This window comes from Bradyrhizobium japonicum USDA 6, assembly GCF_000284375.1.
Taxonomy (GTDB): domain Bacteria; phylum Pseudomonadota; class Alphaproteobacteria; order Rhizobiales; family Xanthobacteraceae; genus Bradyrhizobium; species Bradyrhizobium japonicum.
On the sequence record NC_017249.1, the window covers coordinates 3596995 to 3616864 of the forward strand.

Below are 19870 nucleotides of genomic sequence, written 5' to 3' on the forward strand. Positions count from 1 at the left end.
TTTGAAACTTCCCGCTCCTCGGAACGTAATCTTTCGTGCTAATCTCGATTGTCCCCTTGCGACAGGATCCCGGCATGAACCCGATTGACCTGGTGGTGACTGTGTGTGCGGTGCTCTCGCCTGCGACCTGCGAGGAGCAGCATCTGGTGTTCAACTTTGCGGGGTCGCCGAGGCAATGCGTGATGGCCGCACCGCCCTATATCGCCCAATGGGTCGGCGACCATCCGAAGTGGCAGGCGGTGCGGTGGCGCTGCGAATATCCGCACCCGAACGACAAGGCGTAAGCCCTTCGTTATTTCGTGCAGTCCTTCAGGTCCTTGTCGGCGATCGAGAACACCGCGTCCGCCTTGATCTCGATGTCGCGGACGACGCACTGCCGCGCATTGGGATAGCTGACCCTGGCGTCATAGCGGCCGGGCTCGACGCCGGTGATGCGCAGCCGCTCGTCGTGGTCGACTTCCTTGTCCTTGTCGTTCAGGCACTGGTTCGGGCCCCACTCGGTCTTGCCGGCGGGCGAGAGCTGGAAGCCGGAGATCGTCTCCGTCGTCAAATTCCAGAGCCTGATGCCCTTGCCCTTGCTTTGGGCGGCGGCTTCGCCGGCCAACGTCAACAACGCGATCAAAGCCAGAAACCAACGCATCAGCCGATCCTCCAAAGGCGCCCGTTATTCCCTGACCAGACGCTCGCGGTTCTTTGCCTTGTCGAAATTCCTGGCGCGGTCAAGGCCGATCGGCGCGATCAGCTTCGCCGAGGCGAGATCGGCGCCCTCGAAATCGGCGTCAGTGACGGTGGCTCCGGTCAGGTCGGCGCCGCCGAGCTGCGCATTTTTGAGCGACGCGCCGGTCAGGTCGGCTCCCTTGAGGGAGGCAAATTCGAGATCGACGCGCGACAGGTCGGCATTGCGCGCGTTCAACCCTTCCAGATTGGCGGATCGCAGCACTGCGCGCATCAGCCCCATCGACTGGTTGCGCATATCGGCGCCAAGATGCGCGTCCGCAATCGAAGCGCCGAGCAGGCTTGCGCCGGTGAGGTCGGCCGCGATGCGAGCACCGGTCAGGTCCGCGCCGTCCAGACGCGCGCGCGCCATCTGCGAGGCGAACAGATTGGCGCCCTTCAGGCTCGCGCCGGCGAGATCAGCGTCCAGCAGCCACGCCTGATCGAGGATCGCCTGATCAAGACGGGCACCGGCGAGTTTTGTCTTGTTGAGGCGCGCCGCACGGAGGATCGCCGTGGAAAGGTCGAGACCGGAGAGATCGAGCCCCGACAACCGCTTGCCGGTGAAATCGGCCGGCGCCCCGGCGCCGGCTTTGGCCAGGATGGCCTCGACCTCCTGCCGGCTCATTTCCGCCGAGACCATCGCGGGTGACGTGAGGTCGACGTCACGCATCATGTCCTGCGCGCTCGCCATGGTCGCGACGAGAGCGAGGCCAAGCGTCATGAGGGCGACCATTCGCTTCATCATCGGGCTCCGCTACGGGCCCTGTTTAGCACGCGCTTTGCCTGGCTGCCTATGAGGCATCACGCCCGTCGCGTTCGCCGCCATGTTCACCCTGGGTCCTCGCCAGGAGGCCCGCCTTGATCGTGGCGATCTCTGCGTCGCCGCGTGCGCCACGCGGGATGCCGATCGGCACCTCTGCCAGAATTCGCGCCGGCTGCGGCGACAGGAAGAACAAGCGGTCGCCGAGGCGGACCGCATCGTCGAGGCTGTGGGTGACGAGCAGCGTCATCACGGGGCGGCTTGCGACCAGCGTTGCGATCTCGTCGCGCAGGCGGCCGGCGAGCGCGTCGTCGAGCGAGGCGAGGGGCTCGTCGAGCACGAGCAGATCGGGCTCGACCGCGAAGGCGCGAGCCAGCGCGACGCGCCGGGCCAGTCCCAGCGACAATTCGCCGGGAAAATGGCTGCGATGCGCTTCCAGCTCCAGGATCCTGAACAGCTCCGACAGCTTCGCCTCGGAGATATCAGGAGCCGCAAGCCGCACATTCTGCTCGACCGAGCGCCACGGCAGCAGCCGCGGCTCCTGGAACACCATCCCGATCCGCGCTTCCGGTGGACGCGCGATGGTCCCGTGGAAATCGCGGTCGAGCCCGAGGATGATGCGCAGCATCGTGCTCTTGCCGCAGCCGGAGGGGCCGATCAAAACGCCGACCTCACCAGATTGAAGCGCGAAGCTGACCGGGGCCAGCACCTCGTGCGTTTCGCCCGCGGCACTCCTGAATGTCTTTCCGGAGATATCGACTTCAAGCCGCACGGGGCCGCCACCGTGTTGCGCGGGCTTCGAACGGCTGCACCAGCAAGGTTTCGATGACGAGCACGACGGCCGCGAAGGTGAGCGAATAGGCCAGCAGACGCGGCGTGTCGAACAGCTGGAAGGCGACGCCGATCTCGAAGCCGACGCCGTTCGGCCGTCCGAGCAGCTCGGCCACCAGCACGATCTTCCACACCAGCGACAATCCGGACCGGGCCGAGGCTGCGATATAGGGCGCAAGCTGCGGCAGCACGACATGGCGGAACGCGCGCCAGCGCGGCATCGCGAACACGGTTGCCATCTCGTCCAGCGAACGGTCGAGCGCGCGGGTGCCCTCACGCAAGGTGACGATGGCGGTCGGCAACTTGTTGATGGCGATCGCCGCGATCGCCGCCGCTTCGGTCAGGCCGGCCCAGATATAGGCCAGCACGATCACGACCAGCGCCGGCAGGTTCAGCAGCAGGATCAGCCAGGGATCGCCGAGCCGGTCGGCGAGCTTCACCCGTCCCATCAAATAGCCGATGGCACTGCCGAGCGACATCGCCAGCACGAAGGCGAGCGCGACGCGCGCCAGCGTGGCGCCGAGATGCAGGAACAGGGCGCCGCTCGATGCTTCCGTGATGATGACGTTGAGCACGGCAGGCGGGGAGGGCAGCTTTGCGCCGCCGACGAACAGCGCCGCGATCCACCAGGTCGCGAGGAACAGGGAAAACGAGAGAAGACGCAGCACCTCAGTCTCCGGGGACCGCGTGATAGAAAGTGCCGGGGTCGAGCTCGGCCGCCGGCCCGACCAGGTCGCGTCCGCCGATCTCGGCGAGCACGCGATAGAGCACGCGCGCATCCGCCTCCTCGTCCACGATGCTCCGGCGCGGAATGCCGTCGCGATAGCGGTCGCGGTAGGTCTTGAGGATGGCCGGATCGCTCGCTCCGGTGAGCGGCGCGATCTTGTCCCAGGCGGCGTCCGAGGTGACCAGCAGCTGCTTGGCCTTGCGGGTCATCGCAATGAAACGCGCCACCGCATCGCGGTGGGTTGCGGCCCAGCTCTCGTCGAAGACATAACCGACCGCGGACACCGCGCCCTTGGCCCCCAGCTTTGGCAAAATCTCCTCGATGCCGGCGAGGCGGCGAAAGCCCTTGGCTTCGAGCTGCGCGCAGAAATTCCAGAAATTGAGGCTCGCATCCATCTCGCCGTCGAGCGCCTTGGCGGCGATCAAGGGCGGCGCACCATAGACGATGCTGGCATCGGACTTCAGATCGATGCCGTCCTGCTTCATCCGCGCCTGCAGCAGCAGCCAGCTCTTGTCGATCGCGCCGCCGCCGACGCCGAGCTTCCGTCCCTTCAGGTCGGCGAGCGTCTTGAGCGGCGACGAGGCCGGCACCATCACCGCGCCGAGCGCGCTGGAATAGGGATAGAAGGTGAGCTTGGCGCCGAGCACGCGCTCGCGCGACACCCACAGCCAATCGGACAGGATGATGTCGGCATTCCCGGCGCGCAGGGCGATCTTGCCGGCCTCGGGGCTCGCGAGCTCGGCGACGTCGAGCGACAGATCGGCTTCCTTGTCGAGCCGGCCGGCGCGGATCGCGGCCAACTCCCAGGAGAATGTTCCGGTCTTCTGCACTGCAAGGCGGATCGTATCCGCGGCGCGGCCAGGCGCGGCCAGCGACAGCGCCAGCGTCATCGCGAGCGCCAATGTTCGCCCAGGCGCTCTCAAACCAAGTGCTCTCATCACCTTGTGAGCCGTTTCCTCGAAGGGAGTGCTTTTCATGACAATACGCATAGCATAGCTTTTGTCGCAACCAGCGGGAGGACGCTCATGAATCTGGCGGGACAGCTACGACCGATTGTCGCCGCATTGGCGGTGTGGGCTGCGACCGTCTACGCCGCGCGTGCCGAGGAGGCCAATGATTATCCGACGTCGGCGCGTGCCGAATACGTCTATGGCTGCATGAAGGCCAATGGTGAGAGCCGGCAGTCGATCGAGCAATGTTCCTGCTCGATCGACGTGGTGGCCTCGATCGTGTCCTATGACCGTTACGTCACCGCCGAGACGGCGCTCAGCATGTCCCAGGTGCGCGGCAATCTCGGCGTCCAGTTTCGTACGTCCGAGCAGGCGAATTCGGCGGTGAATGATCTCAGGCGTGCGCAGGCGGAAGCCGAGGTGAGGTGTTTCTGACAGCTAGCTTCACGCCAACCGTAGTCGTCATGCCCGGGCTTGTCCCGAGCATCCACGTTCTTAGGATCGGCGCGAGGGAAGCGACGCCGTCCTTCGGACGGCTATGCCCGGCCATGACAGTCGAGAGACTTAAGTCCCCGGCTTCTCCACATCCCATTCATTGCGGAACACGTGCCCATCCGTGTCCTTAGCTTCCGCGCGGAAGCGCTTGGCACCGTTGGACACATACGTGAAGCGCAGATTGGGATCTTCCGAGATCGAGATGCCACCCTCCATCGACAGCACGGGGCTGTCGTCCTGCGTCAGCTTCAGCTGGTTGACGAAAAAGGCGGGAATGTAGAGCTGCGTGACCTGGTCCATTTGCAGCCCCGAATTGTTGGGATGGCCGATCATGATCTGCGCCTCGCGGACGCGGCTCGCCGGTGCCTCCTCGCGCGCGAATTGCCGGTAGCGCATCTGGCCGAGCCGGTTCCTGGCTTCCTCGATGTTCTTTCCTGCCGGCGCCGAGCAGCCGCCTGAGGCCTTCACATAGGTCTTGGCGACGTAGAGCTGGCCGTCGCTGAGCTCGGCGACCGCGTGGACGTCGGTGTAGTTGTTGACGCGCACGCGCGTGGAGATCTCGGTGACGTTGGCATCTGCGCCGAGCTCGAACTTCGCCGCCATCGGCGCCGGGTTGCGGTCGATGACGAGGGTGATCGAACGGATGCGGCGGCTATCCGCGGGCGACAGTTTGCTGCGCAGGGTCACCGGCACGATCGCCGCATCCTCGGCGCGATAGGGCATCTCGATGCCGATGACGTCGTTGCCGTCGTTGATCGGACGGTTGCTGAAGATGTCCTGCACTAGGCCCGGCCAGGGATCGTAAGCCTCTTCGGCGCTCGCCGGCACAGCGAAGGCGATGCCGAGCAATGCGGCGATCAGGGGCAGGCGGCGGCGTGTGCATCCCGTCATTGTCGAGGTCCCGTGCGGACGAAGCAGTTTTCTCTGGGGCGGCGTAGCCGATCCGCGTCCAGCGTAGCGCGTCCACTACTCCCATTCAATTTCCGAAAATGCTGCGGTTGCGTTGCGAGCATTGTAGTCGTCGAACAATTGCCAATGCGGCCGTTCCGATGCGGCCGCCTTGTCGGCGGCAGTCCGGATCGGCTCGCCCTTCTTGTTCGACGCCCGGACGTCCGCCAGCAGCGTCGTGAGATAGCGCCGCTCCTCGCCGAGCGCGGCAGGCCAGTCGCTCACAGGCCCGTGACCGGGCACGACGCGCTGCGCCGGAATCTTGTCGAGTTCCCCGAGCGTGCCGAGCCAGCCGCGGATGCTGCCGTCCATCACCGGGATATGGCGGAGGAAGACGAGATCGCCGGCGAACAGCGTCTTGCTGGTCTCGTCGAACACGGTCAGATCGCTGTCGCTGTGCCCGGCCGGCCAGGCCCGCAAGGTGAGGCGGCGCGACCCGAGATCGAGCGTCAGGGTATCAACGACGAGCAGGGTGGGCGGCACGATCTTCACGGGGTCGATCAATTCGCTACCCATGAGGCGTCTAAAATTGTCGAGATAATACGGCCCGCGCGTCGCCAGCGCCTGCGGCAGCTTGCTGTGGCCGACGAAGCGGGTTCCCTCTGCGGCAAAGGCCGCATTGCCGAAGACATGGTCGGGATGGCCGTGGGTGTTGATGACGTAGCGGATCGGCTTGGATGTGCGAGCCCGCACCGCCTCCAGCAGCGCCTGACCCTCGCGGAGGCTGCCGCCGGTGTCGATCACGGCCACCGCGTCCTCGCCGACGATGAAGCCGACATTGGCGATGTCGCCTTCGTTCTCGCGGGTCATCAGCGCAATGGCCCCGGAGTGTACGAAGATTCCCGGCGCGACTTCGCTCACAGGCAATTCGGCCGCTTCAGTGCGTGCTAGCGTCGCGATCCCCAGCAGGGACAAGGCTGCGATCACGAGAGCGATGCGAGACACTTTTCCGCCTCAGTTCAAAGGGTTGCGCGCTTTGCACTGCAACAAAGCAAAGCCAGCATAAAGTTTGGCAAAACATGGCGCGTCATGCGTTGCATGGCTAGCATTCAAACAAACCGAGGAGGAAGCGCGATGACGGAGGCCGGACGACATCGTCGCTGGTTGTTTTCACTGTGGGTCCTGGTGGCATCCTGCGCGTTCGGCGACGTCGCCATTGCGCAGACCAGCGAGACCGGCGACCTCTCGTTCGAGCTGGTCGATCCAAAAGTGCTGCGCGTCTGTGCCGACCCGCGCAATCTGCCGTTCTCGAACGAGAAGGGCGAGGGGTTCGAGAACAAGCTCGCCGAGTTGCTCGCGGACAAGCTCCAGAAGAAGCTCGACTACGTCTTCTTCCCGCAGGCCACCGGCTTCGTGCGCATGACGCTGGGCGCGCATCGCTGCGACGTCATCATGGGATTTCCGCAAGGTGACGACCTCGTGCAGGGCACCAATCCCTATTACCGCACGACCTATGCGCTGGTCGCCAAGACCGGCAGCGGGCTCGAAGACGTCGATACGCTCGAAGACGCGCGCCTGAAGGGCAAGCATATCGGCATCGTCGCCGGCACGCCGCCGGCGACCAACATGGCGTTGGCCGGCCTGATGGGCGATGCGAAGCCCTATCCGCTGATGATCGACACGCGCTTCGACAATTCGGCGCAGGCCATGATCGACGACCTCGCCGCCGGCAAGATCGATGCCGGCGTGCTGTGGGGCCCGATGGCCGGGTTCTATGCCAAGAAGGCCGGGTCGCTGCACGTCACGCCGCTGGTGAAGGAAACGACCGGGCCGAAGCTGGTCTATCGCATCGGCATGGGCGTGCGTCCCGCCGACCAGAACTGGAAGCGGCAGCTCAACAAGCTGATCCAGGAGAACCAGGGTGAGATCAACAAGATCCTGCTCGACTTCGGCGTACCGCTGCTCGACGAGAGCGACCGGCCGCTCGGTGCGGAGACGGCCAAGAAGACGCCATGAGGCGGCGCGTTACCGCTGCGCTGCTCGCCGCCATTCTGGTGGCGCCGGCGTTGGCGGAGCAGCAGGAGCCGTTCGAGCCCGAGGGATATCGCGCCGATAATTACCGCGCGCCGGTGCCGGCGACGCTCACCGGCGCGCGCGTGCTGACGACTGCGGAGGCCGAAGCGATTTGGCGTGCGAAGAGCGGCACATTCATCGACGTGCTGCCACGCGCGCCGAAGCCGAAGAACCTCCCCGAAGGCACCGTCTGGCGCGATATGCCGCGGAAAAACATTCCGGGCAGCATCTGGCTGCCGGACACCGGCTACGGCGTGCTGCCGCCCGCCATGGATGACTATTTCCAGCGCGGCCTCGCCCGCGCCGCGCGCGGCGACAAGGCTGCGCTGCTCGTGATCTATTGCCTGGCGGATTGCTGGATGTCCTGGAACGCTGCCAAGCGCGCCTTGGCCTACGGTTATGCCAACGTCGCCTGGTACCCCGACGGCACCGACGGCTGGGAGCGCGCAAACCTTCCGACCGAGGACACGCAGCCGCAGCCGCGGCCAGAGCAGTAGCCACAGCCCGTCATGCCCGGGCTTGTCCCGGGCATCCACGTACTTCAATCCGTGTGGTTGGGCGTGGATGGCCGGGACAGGCCCGGCCATGACGCCGTGCCGCGCGCGGGGGAGGTGAAGATGCAGGGTTACTGCTTCTGCAACTTGGTCAGCGTGCCCGTACCGTTGTTGTCGGTCGCCGAGTACGTCACCCTGTCGCCGGCATGGACGGCATCCAGCATCGCGGCGTCCTTGGCCTTGTACTCCTGAACCGCGCCGGCGCCGCCTGCGCTGCCGCCGACCGTGCCTTTCTGTGCCTGCTGGATCGAGATCGTGCTGTTGAGCCGGTCGATTCTGGTGACCATTCCGGTCATGTCGTCAGCAAGAGCGCTGGTTGCGAGCATGCCGAGGGCCGCAGCACCCGCAAAGATGAATTTTCTTGTTCCCATCGAGGCCTCCCGACGTCTTGAAGTTCATTTCGACAAGCCATCTTGAATGGATTTGGTTCCGGCAGATAGCGCGGCAAAAGGTTAACGTTCCCGAGGCGATCGCGGGAACTTTTGGTGAGCTGTCAGCGAGGCTGACGCTATTCCATTTCCTGCTGGATCACGCGTCCGAGAGCGAACAGGCGCTGGTCGATCGTGGTCGGAACTTCGCAAACGAACCGCACCACCTTGTGGCGGTCCTCGAAGATGCGGGTCTTCCAGATCAGGTCGTTGCTGAGCGCCTCGACCTTGGCCTCGTCGCGCGGCGTTGCGCCCTGGAGCGCCTGCAGCGCCAGGGTCTCTTCGCGAATCTTGTCGGCGGCCTCACGCTGCTTGCGGCTGACGCGTTCGAGCCCGCTCATGACCTGGGAGCGCTGCGCATTGAGCGTGTCGAACAGACCGGCGAACAGGAGTTTTGCGTTCGCGGTCTTGTCAGCGGCGGAGCCCGCCAGGAATTCCTTGACCGACTTCTCCGCCTCGTCGAGCGGCGTCTTGCGCGCCGACAGCTTTGAGACCAGCGCGCTGATCTTGGCGTCGTCCTTCCACTTGGTCTCGGCGTCGTCGAGCGCCGGGCCGGCCCACACGGCGGCGAGAGAAATCACCGGCACTTTTGCCTGCGTGCAGGGCCAGTCGGGATAGCGCGGATCGGCCGCGCGCGCGGCCGTGCCCGCAACAGCGAGCGCCACAGCGGCTACGATCACGATCCCCGATCTCATCATTCGCCTCCCGCTGGGCCCCGTCGCGCCAGCCCGCGCGAGGGATCATAGGCCAGAATCGCGCCGATCATGAAGACGATTGTGCAGGCCGCGACCACCGCCAGCGAGATCCAGTTGATTTGCCCGTAGAACGCAAAGCGGATCAGCTCGACCGCATGGGTGAACGGGTTGGCCACGCAGAGATAGTAGAGATAGGGGCTGCCCTCCTGCACCCGCCAGAGCGGGTACAGCGCCGAGGAGGCGAAGAACATCGGGAAGATCACGAAGTTCATCACGCCGGCGAAGCTTTCAAGCTGCTTGATGCCCGAGGAGATCAGCATGCCGAGCGAGCCCAGCATCAGCCCCGACAGGATCAGCGCCGGCAGCACGGTGAGATAGCCGATCGCGGGAGGGGTGATGTCCCAGAACCAGGCGATCAGCAGGAACGCATAGACCTGGAGCAGCGACACCGCGGTGCCCGCCAGCAGCTTGCAGAACAAGAGGAACCCGCGCGGCAGCGGGCTCACCAGCAGCGTCCGCATATTGCCCATCTCGCGGTCATAGACCATCGAGAGCGAGGACTGCATGCCGTTGAAGAGCTGGATCATCGCCATCAGCCCGGGCGCGATATAGACCTCGTAGAGGATGTAGGTCTCGTAAGGCGGGATGATCGAGATGCCGAGCACCTGGCGGAAGCCGGCGGCGAAGATGAACAGCCATACCAGCGGGCGCACCAGCGCCGAGATGAAGCGCTCGCGCTGATGCAGGAAGCGCAGGCCCTCGCGCCAGACGATGCCGGTGAGGCAGGTCATGTATTCCGCGGCCGAGAAACCGCGCGGTGTATCCCGCGTCGTGATGCTGCTCATGCGCCGCCTCCCGGCATCGTCCGCGCACCGGTCAGGCGCATGAAGGCGGTGTTGACGTCCTGCGCGCCGGCATCCGTGATGACGCGGCTCATCGGCCCCTCCGCCAGCACCTTGCCCTGGTGCAGCACCACGAGGTCGTCAGCGGGCATGATCTCGTCGAACAGATGCGTGGCCCAGAGCACGCCGATGCCTTGTTCGGTGACGAGCTGGCGGACATGGCTGATGATGTCGGCGCGCGCCTTGACGTCGAGGCCGACGGTCGGCTCGTCCAGCAACAGCAGCCGAGGCCGGTGCAGCAGGGCGCGGGCGATCTCCAGCCGCCGCATCTGGCCGCCCGAGAGATCGCGCACCTTGCTGCCGGCACGCTCTTCGAGCCCGATGCGGCCGAGCAGCTCGCCGCTGCGCGCGGCCGCCTCGCGCCGGCTGATGCCGTGGAGGGCGGCGTGATAGAGCAGGTTCTGTGTCAGCGACAGGTCGAGATCGAGCGTGCGCGGCTGGAACACGACGCCGAGCAGCCGCAGCGCCTCGCCGGGGCTCTTGCTGATGTCGTGGCCGAAGATGCCGACGCGGCCGCTCTGGATGCCGAACAGGCGCGTGATCAGCGAGAACAGCGTGCTCTTGCCCGCGCCGTTGAGCCCGAGCAGCGCAGTGAAGCTCGCGGGCTGCACATTGAAGGAGACGTCCATCAACGCCCGGCGCGGCCCATAGGAATGGCTGACGCCGTCGATCGACAGCGCCGGCACCGCGGCCGCTTCCGGCCTCGGCATCTCCTGTGGTTCGGCGATGGGAGCAGGGCTGGTCATGGCGCGATCGCAATGCCCCAGGGCAGTTCGCCCACCTGAATGGTCTTGATTACCTTTTGCGCGGCGACGTCGATCACCGAGACGTCGTTGGACACGCCGTTGGTGGTGAGCAGATATTTCTCGTCCGGCGTGAACGCCATGTGCCAGACGCGCTGTCCCACCAGCAGGTATTTCGTCACCTTGCGCGAGGCGACGTCGACCACGGCGACGCGGTTGGCCGGACCGAGCGCGACGAAGGCGGTCTTGTCGTCCCTGGTCATGCCGATGCCGACCGGCTGGATCGCCTCCTTCCGCAACCCCGGAATCTCGAACGTGACCTTGCCGGTCACCTCGTGCTTTTTGGGATCGATGATCGAGACCGTGCCGCCGATCTCCGAGGACACCCACAGCTCCGAACTGTCATGCTTGAATTCGGCAAAGCGCGGCCGCGCGTCGACCAGCACGTTGGCGACGATCTGGCGCGACGAGGTGTCGATGAAATGCGCCATGTTGGTCGTCTCGGACGTGTTGATCAGCGTCTTGCCGTCGGGGCTGATGGTCATGCCCTCGGGCTCGACGCCGACCTGGATGTCGCCGAGCCGCGCGCGCTTCTCCAGATCGATCACGGTCACCGTGTTGTCGTTCTCGTTGGCGACATAGAGGATTTTTCCGGCCGCATCCTGCGCGAACAATTCGGGGTCGGGCCCGGAGGGCAGGCTGTCCACCACGGCCTGGGTCTTGGCATCGATCACCTGGATGGTGTCGTCGTCGCCGACCGCGACCATCACGAACTTGCCGTCGCGCGTGAAATCGATGCCGCGCGGGCGCTGGCCGACCTTGATGGTCTTGGTCACGGTCCAGCTGTCGGTGTCGATCACCGAGACCGTGTTGCTCTTCTCGTTCGAGACATAGGCGATGAACGCATGCGCGGGCGCGGCCGCAAGCGCCAGTCCGGACAGCAACCCCACACGCCACATGCGCAACATTCGCGTCCTCATTTCAGCTTGCATTTGCTCTCCGGGCGGTCGTAGCCGAGCGTGTCGAGCTCGGAGACCTGGTGCAGAAATCCCTCCTGCGGCGACACCGACACCACCATGCGGCCGTCGACCAGCAGGATCGGCTGGCGCAGCTGCAGGTTCCAGTCGCGCAGGGTCAGTCTTGTGCCCTTGAAGGCAGCGACTGAAAAATCCGGCCCCTTGATGAAGTCGGTTACTTTCTTGACGTCGCCGGAATTGGTGCGCGAGGTGGCCTCGCCGATCATGCGCACCGCCGTCCAGGCCTGCATGTCGCGCGCGGTCATGCGCCGCGAATTCAGCTTGATGAAGCGGTTCTGCATCTGGATCGCGCCCCACTGGTCCTGCGCCGCGTCCCAGCTGCGCGGCACGAGGCCGGCCGAGCCCGCGACGGGGCGCGGATCCCAGGTGCGATAGGGCAGATAGGCGCCAAACACTTCGCTCTCGTCGGCGGCGACCAGCACGTCATAGGCCGGCAACTGTTGCGTGAACACCGGCATCTGGCGCTGGATCAGCGTGACACCGCTATCGGTGCGGCGCGCGCCGCCCTTGTCCTCGAAGGTCTTCTCTTGCACGATCTTGGCGCCGAAGCGTGTGGCGGTACGCCGGAGCGCGTCTGCAAACAGCTTGTCCTCGTCATGCGAGCCGACCACGAGCACCCAGCGCTTCCACTGCTTCCAAACCAGATATTGGCCGAGCGCATCGGCCAGCATCGCGCGCGTCGGTGCGGTGTGGATGACATTGGCGCGGCAATCGGTCTCGCGCAGCCGCTCGTCGATCGCGCCGGCGTTGAACAGCAGCGTGCCGCGCTCACGCAGGGCATCCGAGACCTTCAATAGCGCGTCGGCCGGCAGGTCGGCGATGATGAAGCCGTTCTTCTCGGCGAGCGCAGCCGCGGCCTCAACCGGATCTTCGCCTTCCTTGATGCGGCGCTCCTCCAGCGTGAAGCGCTGGTTGAGGAATTTTCCCGTGGTGTTGTTGTCCTCGATGGCGAGGCGCGCGCCAGCGACGCCGTCATTCTCCGCGGGCTGCTCGACCAGCGACAGCGTCGATCTGGTGCCGGCGACGCCGAGATAGCCGACGCCGATCTGGACCGGGTCGGCCGCGAGCGCGCTCGTCGCGGCAAGACCCAGGCCGATCAGGCCGACCAACCATCGGATCATGTTTCCTCCAGATGTTCCCCCTGGCTTGACCGCCGGTGGAGAATTGTCTCTGCTAAAGCATGACCGATTTGGCCCGGCTTGCAACCCCGCATTTCGTCCCCGCGCGCGCGAGACCGGGAATCACGATCATGCGAGCGCTGATCTGTTTCGCAGCTTTGCTGTTGACGGGTTCGGTCGCGTTGGCCGATCCGCCAAGGCTCGCGGTGTTCGATTTCGAGCTGATCGACACCAGCCTTCCCGGCGAGTTCTACGGCTCCAAGCCGGAAGAGGCGCGGCTCGAGCGCATCAGCGAGCAGCTGCGCAAGGAACTGGCTCTGTCGGGAAGGTTCCAGTTGCTCGACATCGCGCCGGTCAGGGATGCGGCCCGTCACGCCAATCTGCAGGCCTGCGGCGGCTGCGACCTCAAGCTTGCCGGCCAGCTCGGCGCCGACCTCGAGATCACCGGCATGGTGCAGAAGGTCTCGAACCTGATCATCAATCTCAACATCTATTTGCGCGACGTGAAGACCGGCAACATGATCACCGTCGCCAGCGCCGACATGCGCGGCAACACGGACGAATCCTGGTCGCGCACGATGAGCTACCTGATCCGCAATCGATTGCTGGCGCCGAATTACGGCAAGCCGGAGTAGGGATTTCTTACCCTCCCCCTCCAGGGAGGGTAGGAAAGATCACCCCTTCAATCTCTCCGCATGCCAGTGCAGATGATCGCCCATGAACGTCGAGATGAAATAATAGCTGTGGTCATATCCCGCCTGCCGCCGCAGCGTCAGCGGGATGCCCGCCTTGGTGCAGGCGGCCTCGAGCAACTCGGGCCTGAGCTGTTCCTTCAGGAAATTGTCCGCCTCGCCGACGTCGACGAGGAAGCCGGAATATTTCGCGCCGTCCTCGATCAGCGCCACGGTGTCGTGGTTGCGCCAGGTCTCCTTGTCCGGTCCGAGATAGCCGGTCAGCGCCTTGATGCCCCAGGGCACGAGCGACGGCGCCACGATCGGCGCAAACGCGCTGGCCGCGCGATAGCGGTGCGGGTTGCGCAGCGCGACCGTCAGCGCGCCGTGGCCGCCCATCGAATGGCCCATCACCGATTGCCGCTTGGCGTCGACCGGAAAATTCTCCGCCACGAGCTTTGGCAGCTCGTCGGTGACATAGCTCCACATGCGATAGTTGCGCGCGAACGGCTGTTGCGTCGCGTCGACATAGAAGCCGGCGCCGAGGCCGAAATCATAGGCATTGTTGGCATCGCCCGGCACGTCGGGCCCGCGCGGGCTGGTGTCCGGCGCGACGAAGACCAGGCCGAGCTCGGCGCAGGCTTTGCGGAATTCGCCCTTCTCGGTGACGTTGGCATGGGTGCAGGTGAGGCCGGAGAGATACCAGACCACGGGAAGCTTTGCGCCGGCGGCATGTGGGGGAACATAGACCGAGAACACCATGTCGGTTCCGGTCGACTGGCTGGCATGGCGGTACACGCCCTGCACGCCGCCATAGGATGTGTTGGTCGAGACAGTCTGGATCGTCATGCCGATATGCTCCGTGGCATCTAACCACATCAAGATTGCAACGCTTGTGTGACCGAATTCGTGGCGGTGTTTGTCAGGCGACGCCGCTGTCGATCGCCAGCCGCACCAGCTCGACCGAGGTCTTCACGCCGAGCTTCTGTCGCATGATCGAGGAGGTGTTGGCGACAGTCTTGTAGGACGACTGCACCAGCCAGGCGATCTCGGACAGGCTCTTTCCGGCGCTGAGCAGCCGCAGGATTTCCATCTCGCGCGCGTTCAGCTTCGACAGCGGGCTTTGCGCCAGCGTCGGTCCCGCAAACGCGATGCTGCGCGCGATCGCGGTCGGCAGATAGGTGCCGCCGCCCCCGACGGCGCGGATCGCCTCGACCAGGTCGTCGGGGTCGCCGGTCTTGGAGACGTAGCCCTTGGCCCCGCACTCGATCGCGCGCGCGGCGAACGCAGGGTCGTCGTTCATGCTGAACATGATGATGCGGGCCTCGGGCGCGCGTTCGAGGATGCGGCGTGCGAGCTCGAAGCCGGAGACGGTCGGCAGGTTGATGTCGATGATGCAGAGGTCGGGGCGCTCGACAATGAAGACGCATTCGCCGTCCTCGGCGTCGGCGGCCTCCAAAATCTCGATCTCGCCCTCGTCGGCCAGCACGGCACGGCAGCCGGAGGCGACAATGGGATGATCGTCGACGATCAGAATACGCATAGGCGTTCCTCGCGACAGCGCGTTCCCCTTGACAGAATTTGCCTGTTTTGCGCCGCATGATCCGAACAAAAGCGCTGCGCGCGTCTCATGTCGCCTCATGCAACCCGGCCGGGATTGCTGTACGCTTTCGATTAGATATCGGGCGCTTCGCCTCTGTCAACGTCATCGGACAGGCGCGGGCCAACCTTCGCGAGGCACGGGCGGCACCAATGTGGCAAAATCTATCGTTGCGCGCGCGCATCAACCTTCTGCTGGCACTGCTGCTGGCGCTGGGGCTCGCCGTCAATATCGGCCGCCAGGTCGCGGAAGCAGGTCCCCGCGTGCAGGCCGAGGACCAGAGCGTGATCCGGCTCGCGCGCGAATTCATCGAGATGATCGTTGCGGATCTGAACGAGGCGCCCGATCCGGATGCCAGGCTGAACCAGATCGCGCGCGATCTGAGCCGCCTGCGCCATGTCAGCATCGCGCTTCAGGACGCCGGCGGTAAACCGCTGACGCCGCCCCGGCCTGCCGACGACGACGCGCGCGGACCCCCGGCCTGGTTCGTCAGCCTGGTTCATCCCGAGCAGACCGCGGTGAGCGTGCCGGTCTCGGTCCATGGCAAGCCGGGCTCGCTGGTGATCACCGCGCATCCCGACGACGAGATCGCCGAGATCTGGGACGCCATCGTGACCCAGCTCGAGGTCGGCTCGGTGATCGCGCTCGCGCTGTTCCTGGTGATGATGACGGTGGTCGGCCGCGCGCTCGCGCCGCTGCAGTCGTTGGCGCAGACGATGACCGCGATCGAGGGCGGGCATTATGACGCGCGCGCCACGCCGGGCGGTGCGCCCGAGCTGGCCGCGATCTGCGGCAAGCTCAATCACCTCGCGGCGGCGCTCGGCGCGGCGGTGGAGGAAAAGCGGCTCCTGGCCGAGCGCGCGGTGTCGCTCCAGGACGTCGAGCGCAAGGAGATCGCGCGCGAGCTGCACGACGAATTCGGGCCGTATCTGTTCTCGCTGCGCGCGCATGCGAGCGCGCTGGCGAAGCTCGCGGACGGGCGCGCGCCGAATGCCGAGTCGGTCCGGAAGCACGGCAGCGCCTTGCTGGAACAGATCAACCAGCTCCAGCAGTTCACCCGCCGGGTGCTGGAGCGGCTCCGGCCCGTCGGCCTTGCCGAGCTCGGCCTGCGCCAGGCGCTGGAATCGCTCTCGCGGCTGTGGCGGGAGTCGCATCCCGACGTCGCGATCGAAACCGTGATCTCCGCCACGCTCGGGGTCACCGGCGAGACGGCCGACCTCACCATCTACCGCATCGTGCAGGAGGCGCTCACCAACGTGTTCCGCCACGCCGGCGCGACGTCGGTCAATGTCGTGATCGAGCCCGTCGAGCAGGCCGGCGGCCGCGGCTACGCGCGCGTGCGGGTCAGCGACAACGGCCGCGGCATGGAGCCGGGCCAGAAGCTCGGCTTCGGCCTCGTCGGTATGCGTGAGCGCATTCTGGCGCTGGGCGGCACGCTTAACGTCGTCTCCGGCGACGGCGGCCTGACCGTGGAGGCGCTGGTTCCGACGGCGGCATCCTGATGGCATCGGGAAAAATTCCCGATTTGGTCGGGAAAACGGGTGCGGATAGTGCCTGACCTTTTGTGGCTGGCGGACTCACTGGCGCCGAATACACTCGTCTCAACCAAACGGCGAAAATCAAAACAGCCGGTGGTCACGGATGGGAAGGCAGGGATGGGCACGCCTCTTTGGTTCAAGCGTCGTTTGTTGATGGCCTCGGTGTCGACGGGGCTGGTGTCGGGCCTCGTCTTTATAGGTCCTGCCGCAGCCGCGCAGGACGAGGAGACCAACGTCCAGAACCTGCCGGCGGTCGAGATCACGGCACCACCGCCACCGGCCGTGAGGCGCAGTGCGCCAACGCGGCCGGTCGCACGGGTCGGAGCGCCGGCGTCCGCCGCTCCGAAGACACGCCTCTACGTCTACCCAACCTCTCCCGGCACCGGCCGAGGCCTCGATGTCGACAAGGTGCCGTCCGCGATCAATGCGGTGGATGCCAGCCAGATCAGGCGTACCGCCTCGCCAGATATCGCCATTGCCCTGCAGCAGTACGTGCCTGGTCTCAGCATCAATGAAGTGACCGGCAATCCATTCCAGCCCGATGTGCAGTTTCGCGGCTTCGTCGCTTCACCTCTGGCCGGCACGCCGCAGGGCCTCGCCGTCTACCAGAACGGCGTACGCATCAACGAGGCGTTTTCCGACACTGTCAATTGGGATCTGATCCCGACGGCTGCGATCCGATCGGCAGTGGTCGTAACTAACAATCCGGCATACGGCCTTAACGCGCTCGGCGGCGCCATCGATCTGCAGATGAAGAACGGCTTCAACTATCAGGGTGCCGAAATCGACATCATGGGCGGCTCGTTCGGCCGCATCCAGGGCTCTGCGCAATGGGGCAAGCAGGTTGACAATAATTGGTCGGTCTACGGAGCGCTCGAAGGCGTTCACGACAATGGTTTCCGCAATTTCTCGCAATCGGACGTCCGGCGCTTCTATGGCGATGTCGGGTATCGCTTCGAAGGCAACGAGTTTCACCTCAATGGCGGCGTCGCCAACAATTCCCTGGCAGGACCCAGCACTGTTCCGGCCGAATTGCTCCAGCAATATTGGGGGGCGACCTACACGACGCCGCAAACCATTTCCAACAAGGTCGGCTATCTCAACCTGACCGGCAAGGTGGAGGCGACGCCGACCTGGACCTTTGAGGGCACGGCGCATCTGCGGAGCTTCAAACAGAGTACCGTGGACGGAAACCCGACCGACGCCCAGCCTTGCGTCGATCCAACGCTCCTGTGCTTCGGCGATGATACGGTCCCGGCTTTTGGCCTGAATGGCGTTCAGCTCGCCAATACCTTTGCGCCGGATGCCATCCTCGGCGAGATCGATCGCACCAGCACGAAATCGACCACCTTCGGCGTATCCGGCCAGGCGACCAACAGCGACCAGTTGTTCGGTCACGAGAACCGCTTCGTAGTTGGCGCGAGCTATGATGTCAGCAGCACGCGCTTCACCGGCAGCGCCGAGTTAGGAACCATAGGCACGAACTATGTCGTCACGGGCAGCGGCATATTCCTGGGCCCGTCCGGCGACCCGACATCGGTCGGCCCTGTGTCGCTTCGCACCGTCAATCAATATCAGGGGCTCTATGCGCTCGACACGTTCAACGTGGATGATCGCTTCGCGATCACGGGAGGCGGGCGGTTCAATGCGGCCCGTGTCACGTTGATGGACCAGCTCGGCACCGCACTCAATGGCGATCATACCTATGATCGATTCAATCCCATCATTGGCGGCACCTACAAGATCACGTCTGAAGTGACCGCCTATGCGGGCTATTCCGAAGCCAACCGGGTGCCGACGCCGCTCGAACTCGGCTGCGCCGATCCGGCGAGGCCATGCATCATCGGACAGTTCCTGATCGCTGACCCGCCACTTCAGCAAGTCGTATCCAAGACCTTCGAAGCGGGCTTCCGCGGCACCAAGGAATTGAACATCGGCTCGCTCGGCTGGAAAATCGGTGCCTACCGTGCGACCAACTACGACGACATCCTCGCGACCCCAATTCCGGGCCTGACCGGCTTCGGCTTTTTCCAGAACGTCGGCCGAACACGAAGGCAAGGTGTCGAAGCCGAGGTGAGCATCAAGTCGAACGTGCTTCAGTTCCAGGCGAGCTATGCGTTCCTGGATGCACGCTTCCTCGACGCGCTGACGCTTGGATCAGAGAGCCCGTTCGCCGACGCCGACGGCAACATCCAGGTCTTGCCGGGCAATCACATTCCGCGCCTCCCTAGCCACCTTATCAAGGCGAGCATCGAATATGCGGTTACCGATGTCTGGAAGGTCGGGGGTGATGCGCTCTTTGTCTCGAGCCAGTATTTCGTCGGCGATGAGTCCAACCAGTTTCCGAAGCTGCCGTCCTACGCCGTGTTCAATCTCCACACCTCCTACCAGATCACCAAGAACTTCCAGATTTACGGTCGCGTCAGCAACATCTTCGACAATCGCTACTCGACTCTCGGCACATTCTTCGACCGCGAAGCCTTGCCCAACTTCACCAACGGCGGTGCGGAGTTCACCGACCCGCGATCGCTGAGCCCGGCAAGGCCCCGTGCGTTCTATGCAGGCATGCGGATGACGTTCTGAGTTCGACACGCAAGCCTGGTCGCCTCTGGAGGGCGAAAGACACCATCTTTACTCCGCCCAGCCTCGGGCGAGGATCGCCGCTTGCTGCAAGGAAATGCGCCGGACCAGCGGGTCTGCATGGCGGTGGACCAGCCGCCAATCCGTGCCGTCCTTGCGATAGATCTCCGTGACGCGCAGCGACCAGTCCTGGGCAGGCAGGCCGCCGACCTCCGCGCTCTGGCGTTCGATCATGACGAGCGCGACGAGTCCGTTCGAGGCATAGCTCTGCAAGACCTCCAGTCCGGTTTCCCCGTTCCTGAAATATTGCGCCAGGTCAGCCAGCCGTTTTGGGCTGTTGTCGAATCCGAAGCTGGCAGGGCCACCGAAGGGCTGCATCAGCGTGAAATCCGGGGCAATGCGGACGAGCTGCGACCAGCGGTCCATGTCGCCACGCATGAAGGCGGCATTCTTCTCGCCGGCGAGCTTGATGAGACCGGCTGTCGCATCGTCCTCGGCGACCGCGTCGGCTGAAAGCTGAGCGGAAGCAGGAATTGCCGCCGCCATCATCATCGAGCGCCTCG

General features: G+C 64.8%; 23 protein-coding genes. 7 read left to right on the top strand and 16 right to left on the bottom strand.

Annotation, left to right across the window (positions count from 1 at the left end):
* The first annotated feature begins 74 nt into the window (after positions 1-74).
* Positions 75-284 (top strand): hypothetical protein, encoded by a 210-nt coding sequence (locus tag BJ6T_RS16765; protein WP_014493627.1) that lies wholly within the window; start codon positions 75-77, stop codon positions 282-284.
* A gap of 8 nt (positions 285-292) precedes the next feature.
* Here the strand turns inward: BJ6T_RS16765 and BJ6T_RS16770 are convergent, their stop codons facing one another.
* The 5 genes from BJ6T_RS16770 to BJ6T_RS16790 are packed head-to-tail and all read right to left on the bottom strand — an operon-like array spanning position 293 to position 3925.
* Positions 293-640: a hypothetical protein gene (locus BJ6T_RS16770; protein WP_014493628.1), complete on the bottom strand. Its 348-nt coding sequence runs from the start codon at positions 638-640 to the stop codon at positions 293-295.
* A 24-nt stretch (positions 641-664) separates the two neighbouring features.
* Positions 665-1462, bottom strand: coding sequence for a pentapeptide repeat-containing protein (locus tag BJ6T_RS16775; protein ID WP_043900206.1), 798 nt, complete (start codon positions 1460-1462; stop codon positions 665-667).
* A 46-nt stretch (positions 1463-1508) separates the two neighbouring features.
* Positions 1509-2249: an ABC transporter ATP-binding protein gene (locus BJ6T_RS16780; protein ID WP_028170516.1), complete on the bottom strand. Its 741-nt coding sequence runs from the start codon at positions 2247-2249 to the stop codon at positions 1509-1511.
* Complete coding sequence (locus tag BJ6T_RS16785; protein WP_014493631.1) at positions 2239-2976, bottom strand: ABC transporter permease; 738 nt, start codon at positions 2974-2976, stop codon at positions 2239-2241. Before BJ6T_RS16785 ends, BJ6T_RS16780 begins: the two co-directional genes overlap by 11 nt.
* 1 nt (position 2977) lies before the next feature.
* Positions 2978-3925: an ABC transporter substrate-binding protein gene (locus tag BJ6T_RS16790; protein ID WP_014493632.1), complete on the bottom strand. Its 948-nt coding sequence runs from the start codon at positions 3923-3925 to the stop codon at positions 2978-2980.
* 135 nt (positions 3926-4060) lie between these two features.
* Between BJ6T_RS16790 and BJ6T_RS16795 the strand changes: the two genes are divergently transcribed.
* On the top strand, positions 4061-4420 hold the full coding sequence (locus tag BJ6T_RS16795) for a hypothetical protein (RefSeq protein WP_014493633.1): 360 nt from the start codon (positions 4061-4063) through the stop codon (positions 4418-4420).
* A 129-nt stretch (positions 4421-4549) separates the two neighbouring features.
* Here BJ6T_RS16795 and BJ6T_RS16800 read toward each other — a convergent pair whose 3' ends face one another.
* Complete coding sequence (locus BJ6T_RS16800) at positions 4550-5371, bottom strand: quinoprotein dehydrogenase-associated SoxYZ-like carrier (RefSeq protein WP_014493634.1); 822 nt, start codon at positions 5369-5371, stop codon at positions 4550-4552.
* Between the two features lie 75 nt (positions 5372-5446).
* The gene (locus BJ6T_RS16805; protein ID WP_014493635.1) at positions 5447-6373 is read right to left on the bottom strand and encodes a quinoprotein relay system zinc metallohydrolase 2; all 927 of its coding nucleotides are present in this window, start codon (positions 6371-6373) and stop codon (positions 5447-5449) included.
* Between the two features lie 129 nt (positions 6374-6502).
* Between BJ6T_RS16805 and BJ6T_RS16810 the strand changes: the two genes are divergently transcribed.
* Both BJ6T_RS16810 and BJ6T_RS16815 read left to right on the top strand, forming a co-directional pair.
* A complete protein-coding gene (locus tag BJ6T_RS16810; protein ID WP_014493636.1) occupies positions 6503-7384 on the top strand; it encodes a substrate-binding domain-containing protein in 882 nt (293 codons plus the stop codon).
* The gene (locus tag BJ6T_RS16815) at positions 7381-7938 is read left to right on the top strand and encodes a PQQ-dependent catabolism-associated CXXCW motif protein (RefSeq protein WP_014493637.1); all 558 of its coding nucleotides are present in this window, start codon (positions 7381-7383) and stop codon (positions 7936-7938) included. Before BJ6T_RS16810 ends, BJ6T_RS16815 begins: the two co-directional genes overlap by 4 nt.
* Before the next feature lie 128 nt (positions 7939-8066).
* Here the strand turns inward: BJ6T_RS16815 and BJ6T_RS16820 are convergent, their stop codons facing one another.
* The 6 genes from BJ6T_RS16820 to BJ6T_RS16845 form a co-directional block, all read right to left on the bottom strand.
* A complete protein-coding gene (locus BJ6T_RS16820) occupies positions 8067-8366 on the bottom strand; it encodes a copper-binding protein (protein ID WP_014493638.1) in 300 nt (99 codons plus the stop codon).
* Positions 8367-8503: 137 nt separating this feature from the next.
* A complete protein-coding gene (locus tag BJ6T_RS16825) occupies positions 8504-9118 on the bottom strand; it encodes a hypothetical protein (protein WP_014493639.1) in 615 nt (204 codons plus the stop codon).
* On the bottom strand, positions 9118-9963 hold the full coding sequence (locus tag BJ6T_RS16830) for a lanthanide ABC transporter permease protein PedC (protein WP_014493640.1): 846 nt from the start codon (positions 9961-9963) through the stop codon (positions 9118-9120). The genes BJ6T_RS16825 and BJ6T_RS16830 overlap by 1 nt, the downstream gene beginning before the upstream one ends.
* Entirely contained in the window at positions 9960-10766 is an 807-nt protein-coding gene (locus tag BJ6T_RS16835) for a lanthanide ABC transporter ATP-binding protein PedB/LutE (RefSeq protein WP_014493641.1), read from the bottom strand. Before BJ6T_RS16835 ends, BJ6T_RS16830 begins: the two co-directional genes overlap by 4 nt.
* Complete coding sequence (locus BJ6T_RS16840; RefSeq protein WP_014493642.1) at positions 10763-11731, bottom strand: YVTN family beta-propeller repeat protein; 969 nt, start codon at positions 11729-11731, stop codon at positions 10763-10765. The genes BJ6T_RS16835 and BJ6T_RS16840 overlap by 4 nt, the downstream gene beginning before the upstream one ends.
* An 8-nt stretch (positions 11732-11739) precedes the next feature.
* Positions 11740-12921, bottom strand: coding sequence for a lanthanide ABC transporter ABC transporter substrate-binding protein PedA1 (locus tag BJ6T_RS16845; RefSeq protein WP_014493643.1), 1182 nt, complete (start codon positions 12919-12921; stop codon positions 11740-11742).
* Between the two features lie 59 nt (positions 12922-12980).
* On the opposite strand from BJ6T_RS16845, the gene BJ6T_RS16850 reads away from it, so the two are divergent.
* Positions 12981-13553, top strand: coding sequence for a DUF3280 domain-containing protein (locus BJ6T_RS16850; protein ID WP_014493644.1), 573 nt, complete (start codon positions 12981-12983; stop codon positions 13551-13553).
* Between the two features lie 39 nt (positions 13554-13592).
* Here the strand turns inward: BJ6T_RS16850 and fghA are convergent, their stop codons facing one another.
* Both fghA and BJ6T_RS16860 read right to left on the bottom strand, forming a co-directional pair.
* Entirely contained in the window at positions 13593-14438 is an 846-nt protein-coding gene (fghA, locus tag BJ6T_RS16855; protein WP_014493645.1) for an S-formylglutathione hydrolase, read from the bottom strand.
* Between the two features lie 73 nt (positions 14439-14511).
* Positions 14512-15132: a response regulator gene (locus tag BJ6T_RS16860; RefSeq protein ID WP_014493646.1), complete on the bottom strand. Its 621-nt coding sequence runs from the start codon at positions 15130-15132 to the stop codon at positions 14512-14514.
* 209 nt (positions 15133-15341) lie between these two features.
* Between BJ6T_RS16860 and BJ6T_RS16865 the strand changes: the two genes are divergently transcribed.
* Both BJ6T_RS16865 and BJ6T_RS16870 read left to right on the top strand, forming a co-directional pair.
* The gene (locus BJ6T_RS16865; RefSeq protein ID WP_028170517.1) at positions 15342-16691 is read left to right on the top strand and encodes a histidine kinase; all 1350 of its coding nucleotides are present in this window, start codon (positions 15342-15344) and stop codon (positions 16689-16691) included.
* A 153-nt stretch (positions 16692-16844) separates the two neighbouring features.
* The gene (locus BJ6T_RS16870; RefSeq protein WP_014493648.1) at positions 16845-19310 is read left to right on the top strand and encodes a TonB-dependent receptor; all 2466 of its coding nucleotides are present in this window, start codon (positions 16845-16847) and stop codon (positions 19308-19310) included.
* Positions 19311-19358: 48 nt separating this feature from the next.
* Here the strand turns inward: BJ6T_RS16870 and BJ6T_RS16875 are convergent, their stop codons facing one another.
* A complete protein-coding gene (locus tag BJ6T_RS16875; protein WP_014493649.1) occupies positions 19359-19859 on the bottom strand; it encodes a Cif family virulence factor in 501 nt (166 codons plus the stop codon).
* Between the last annotated feature and the right edge of the window lie 11 nt (positions 19860-19870).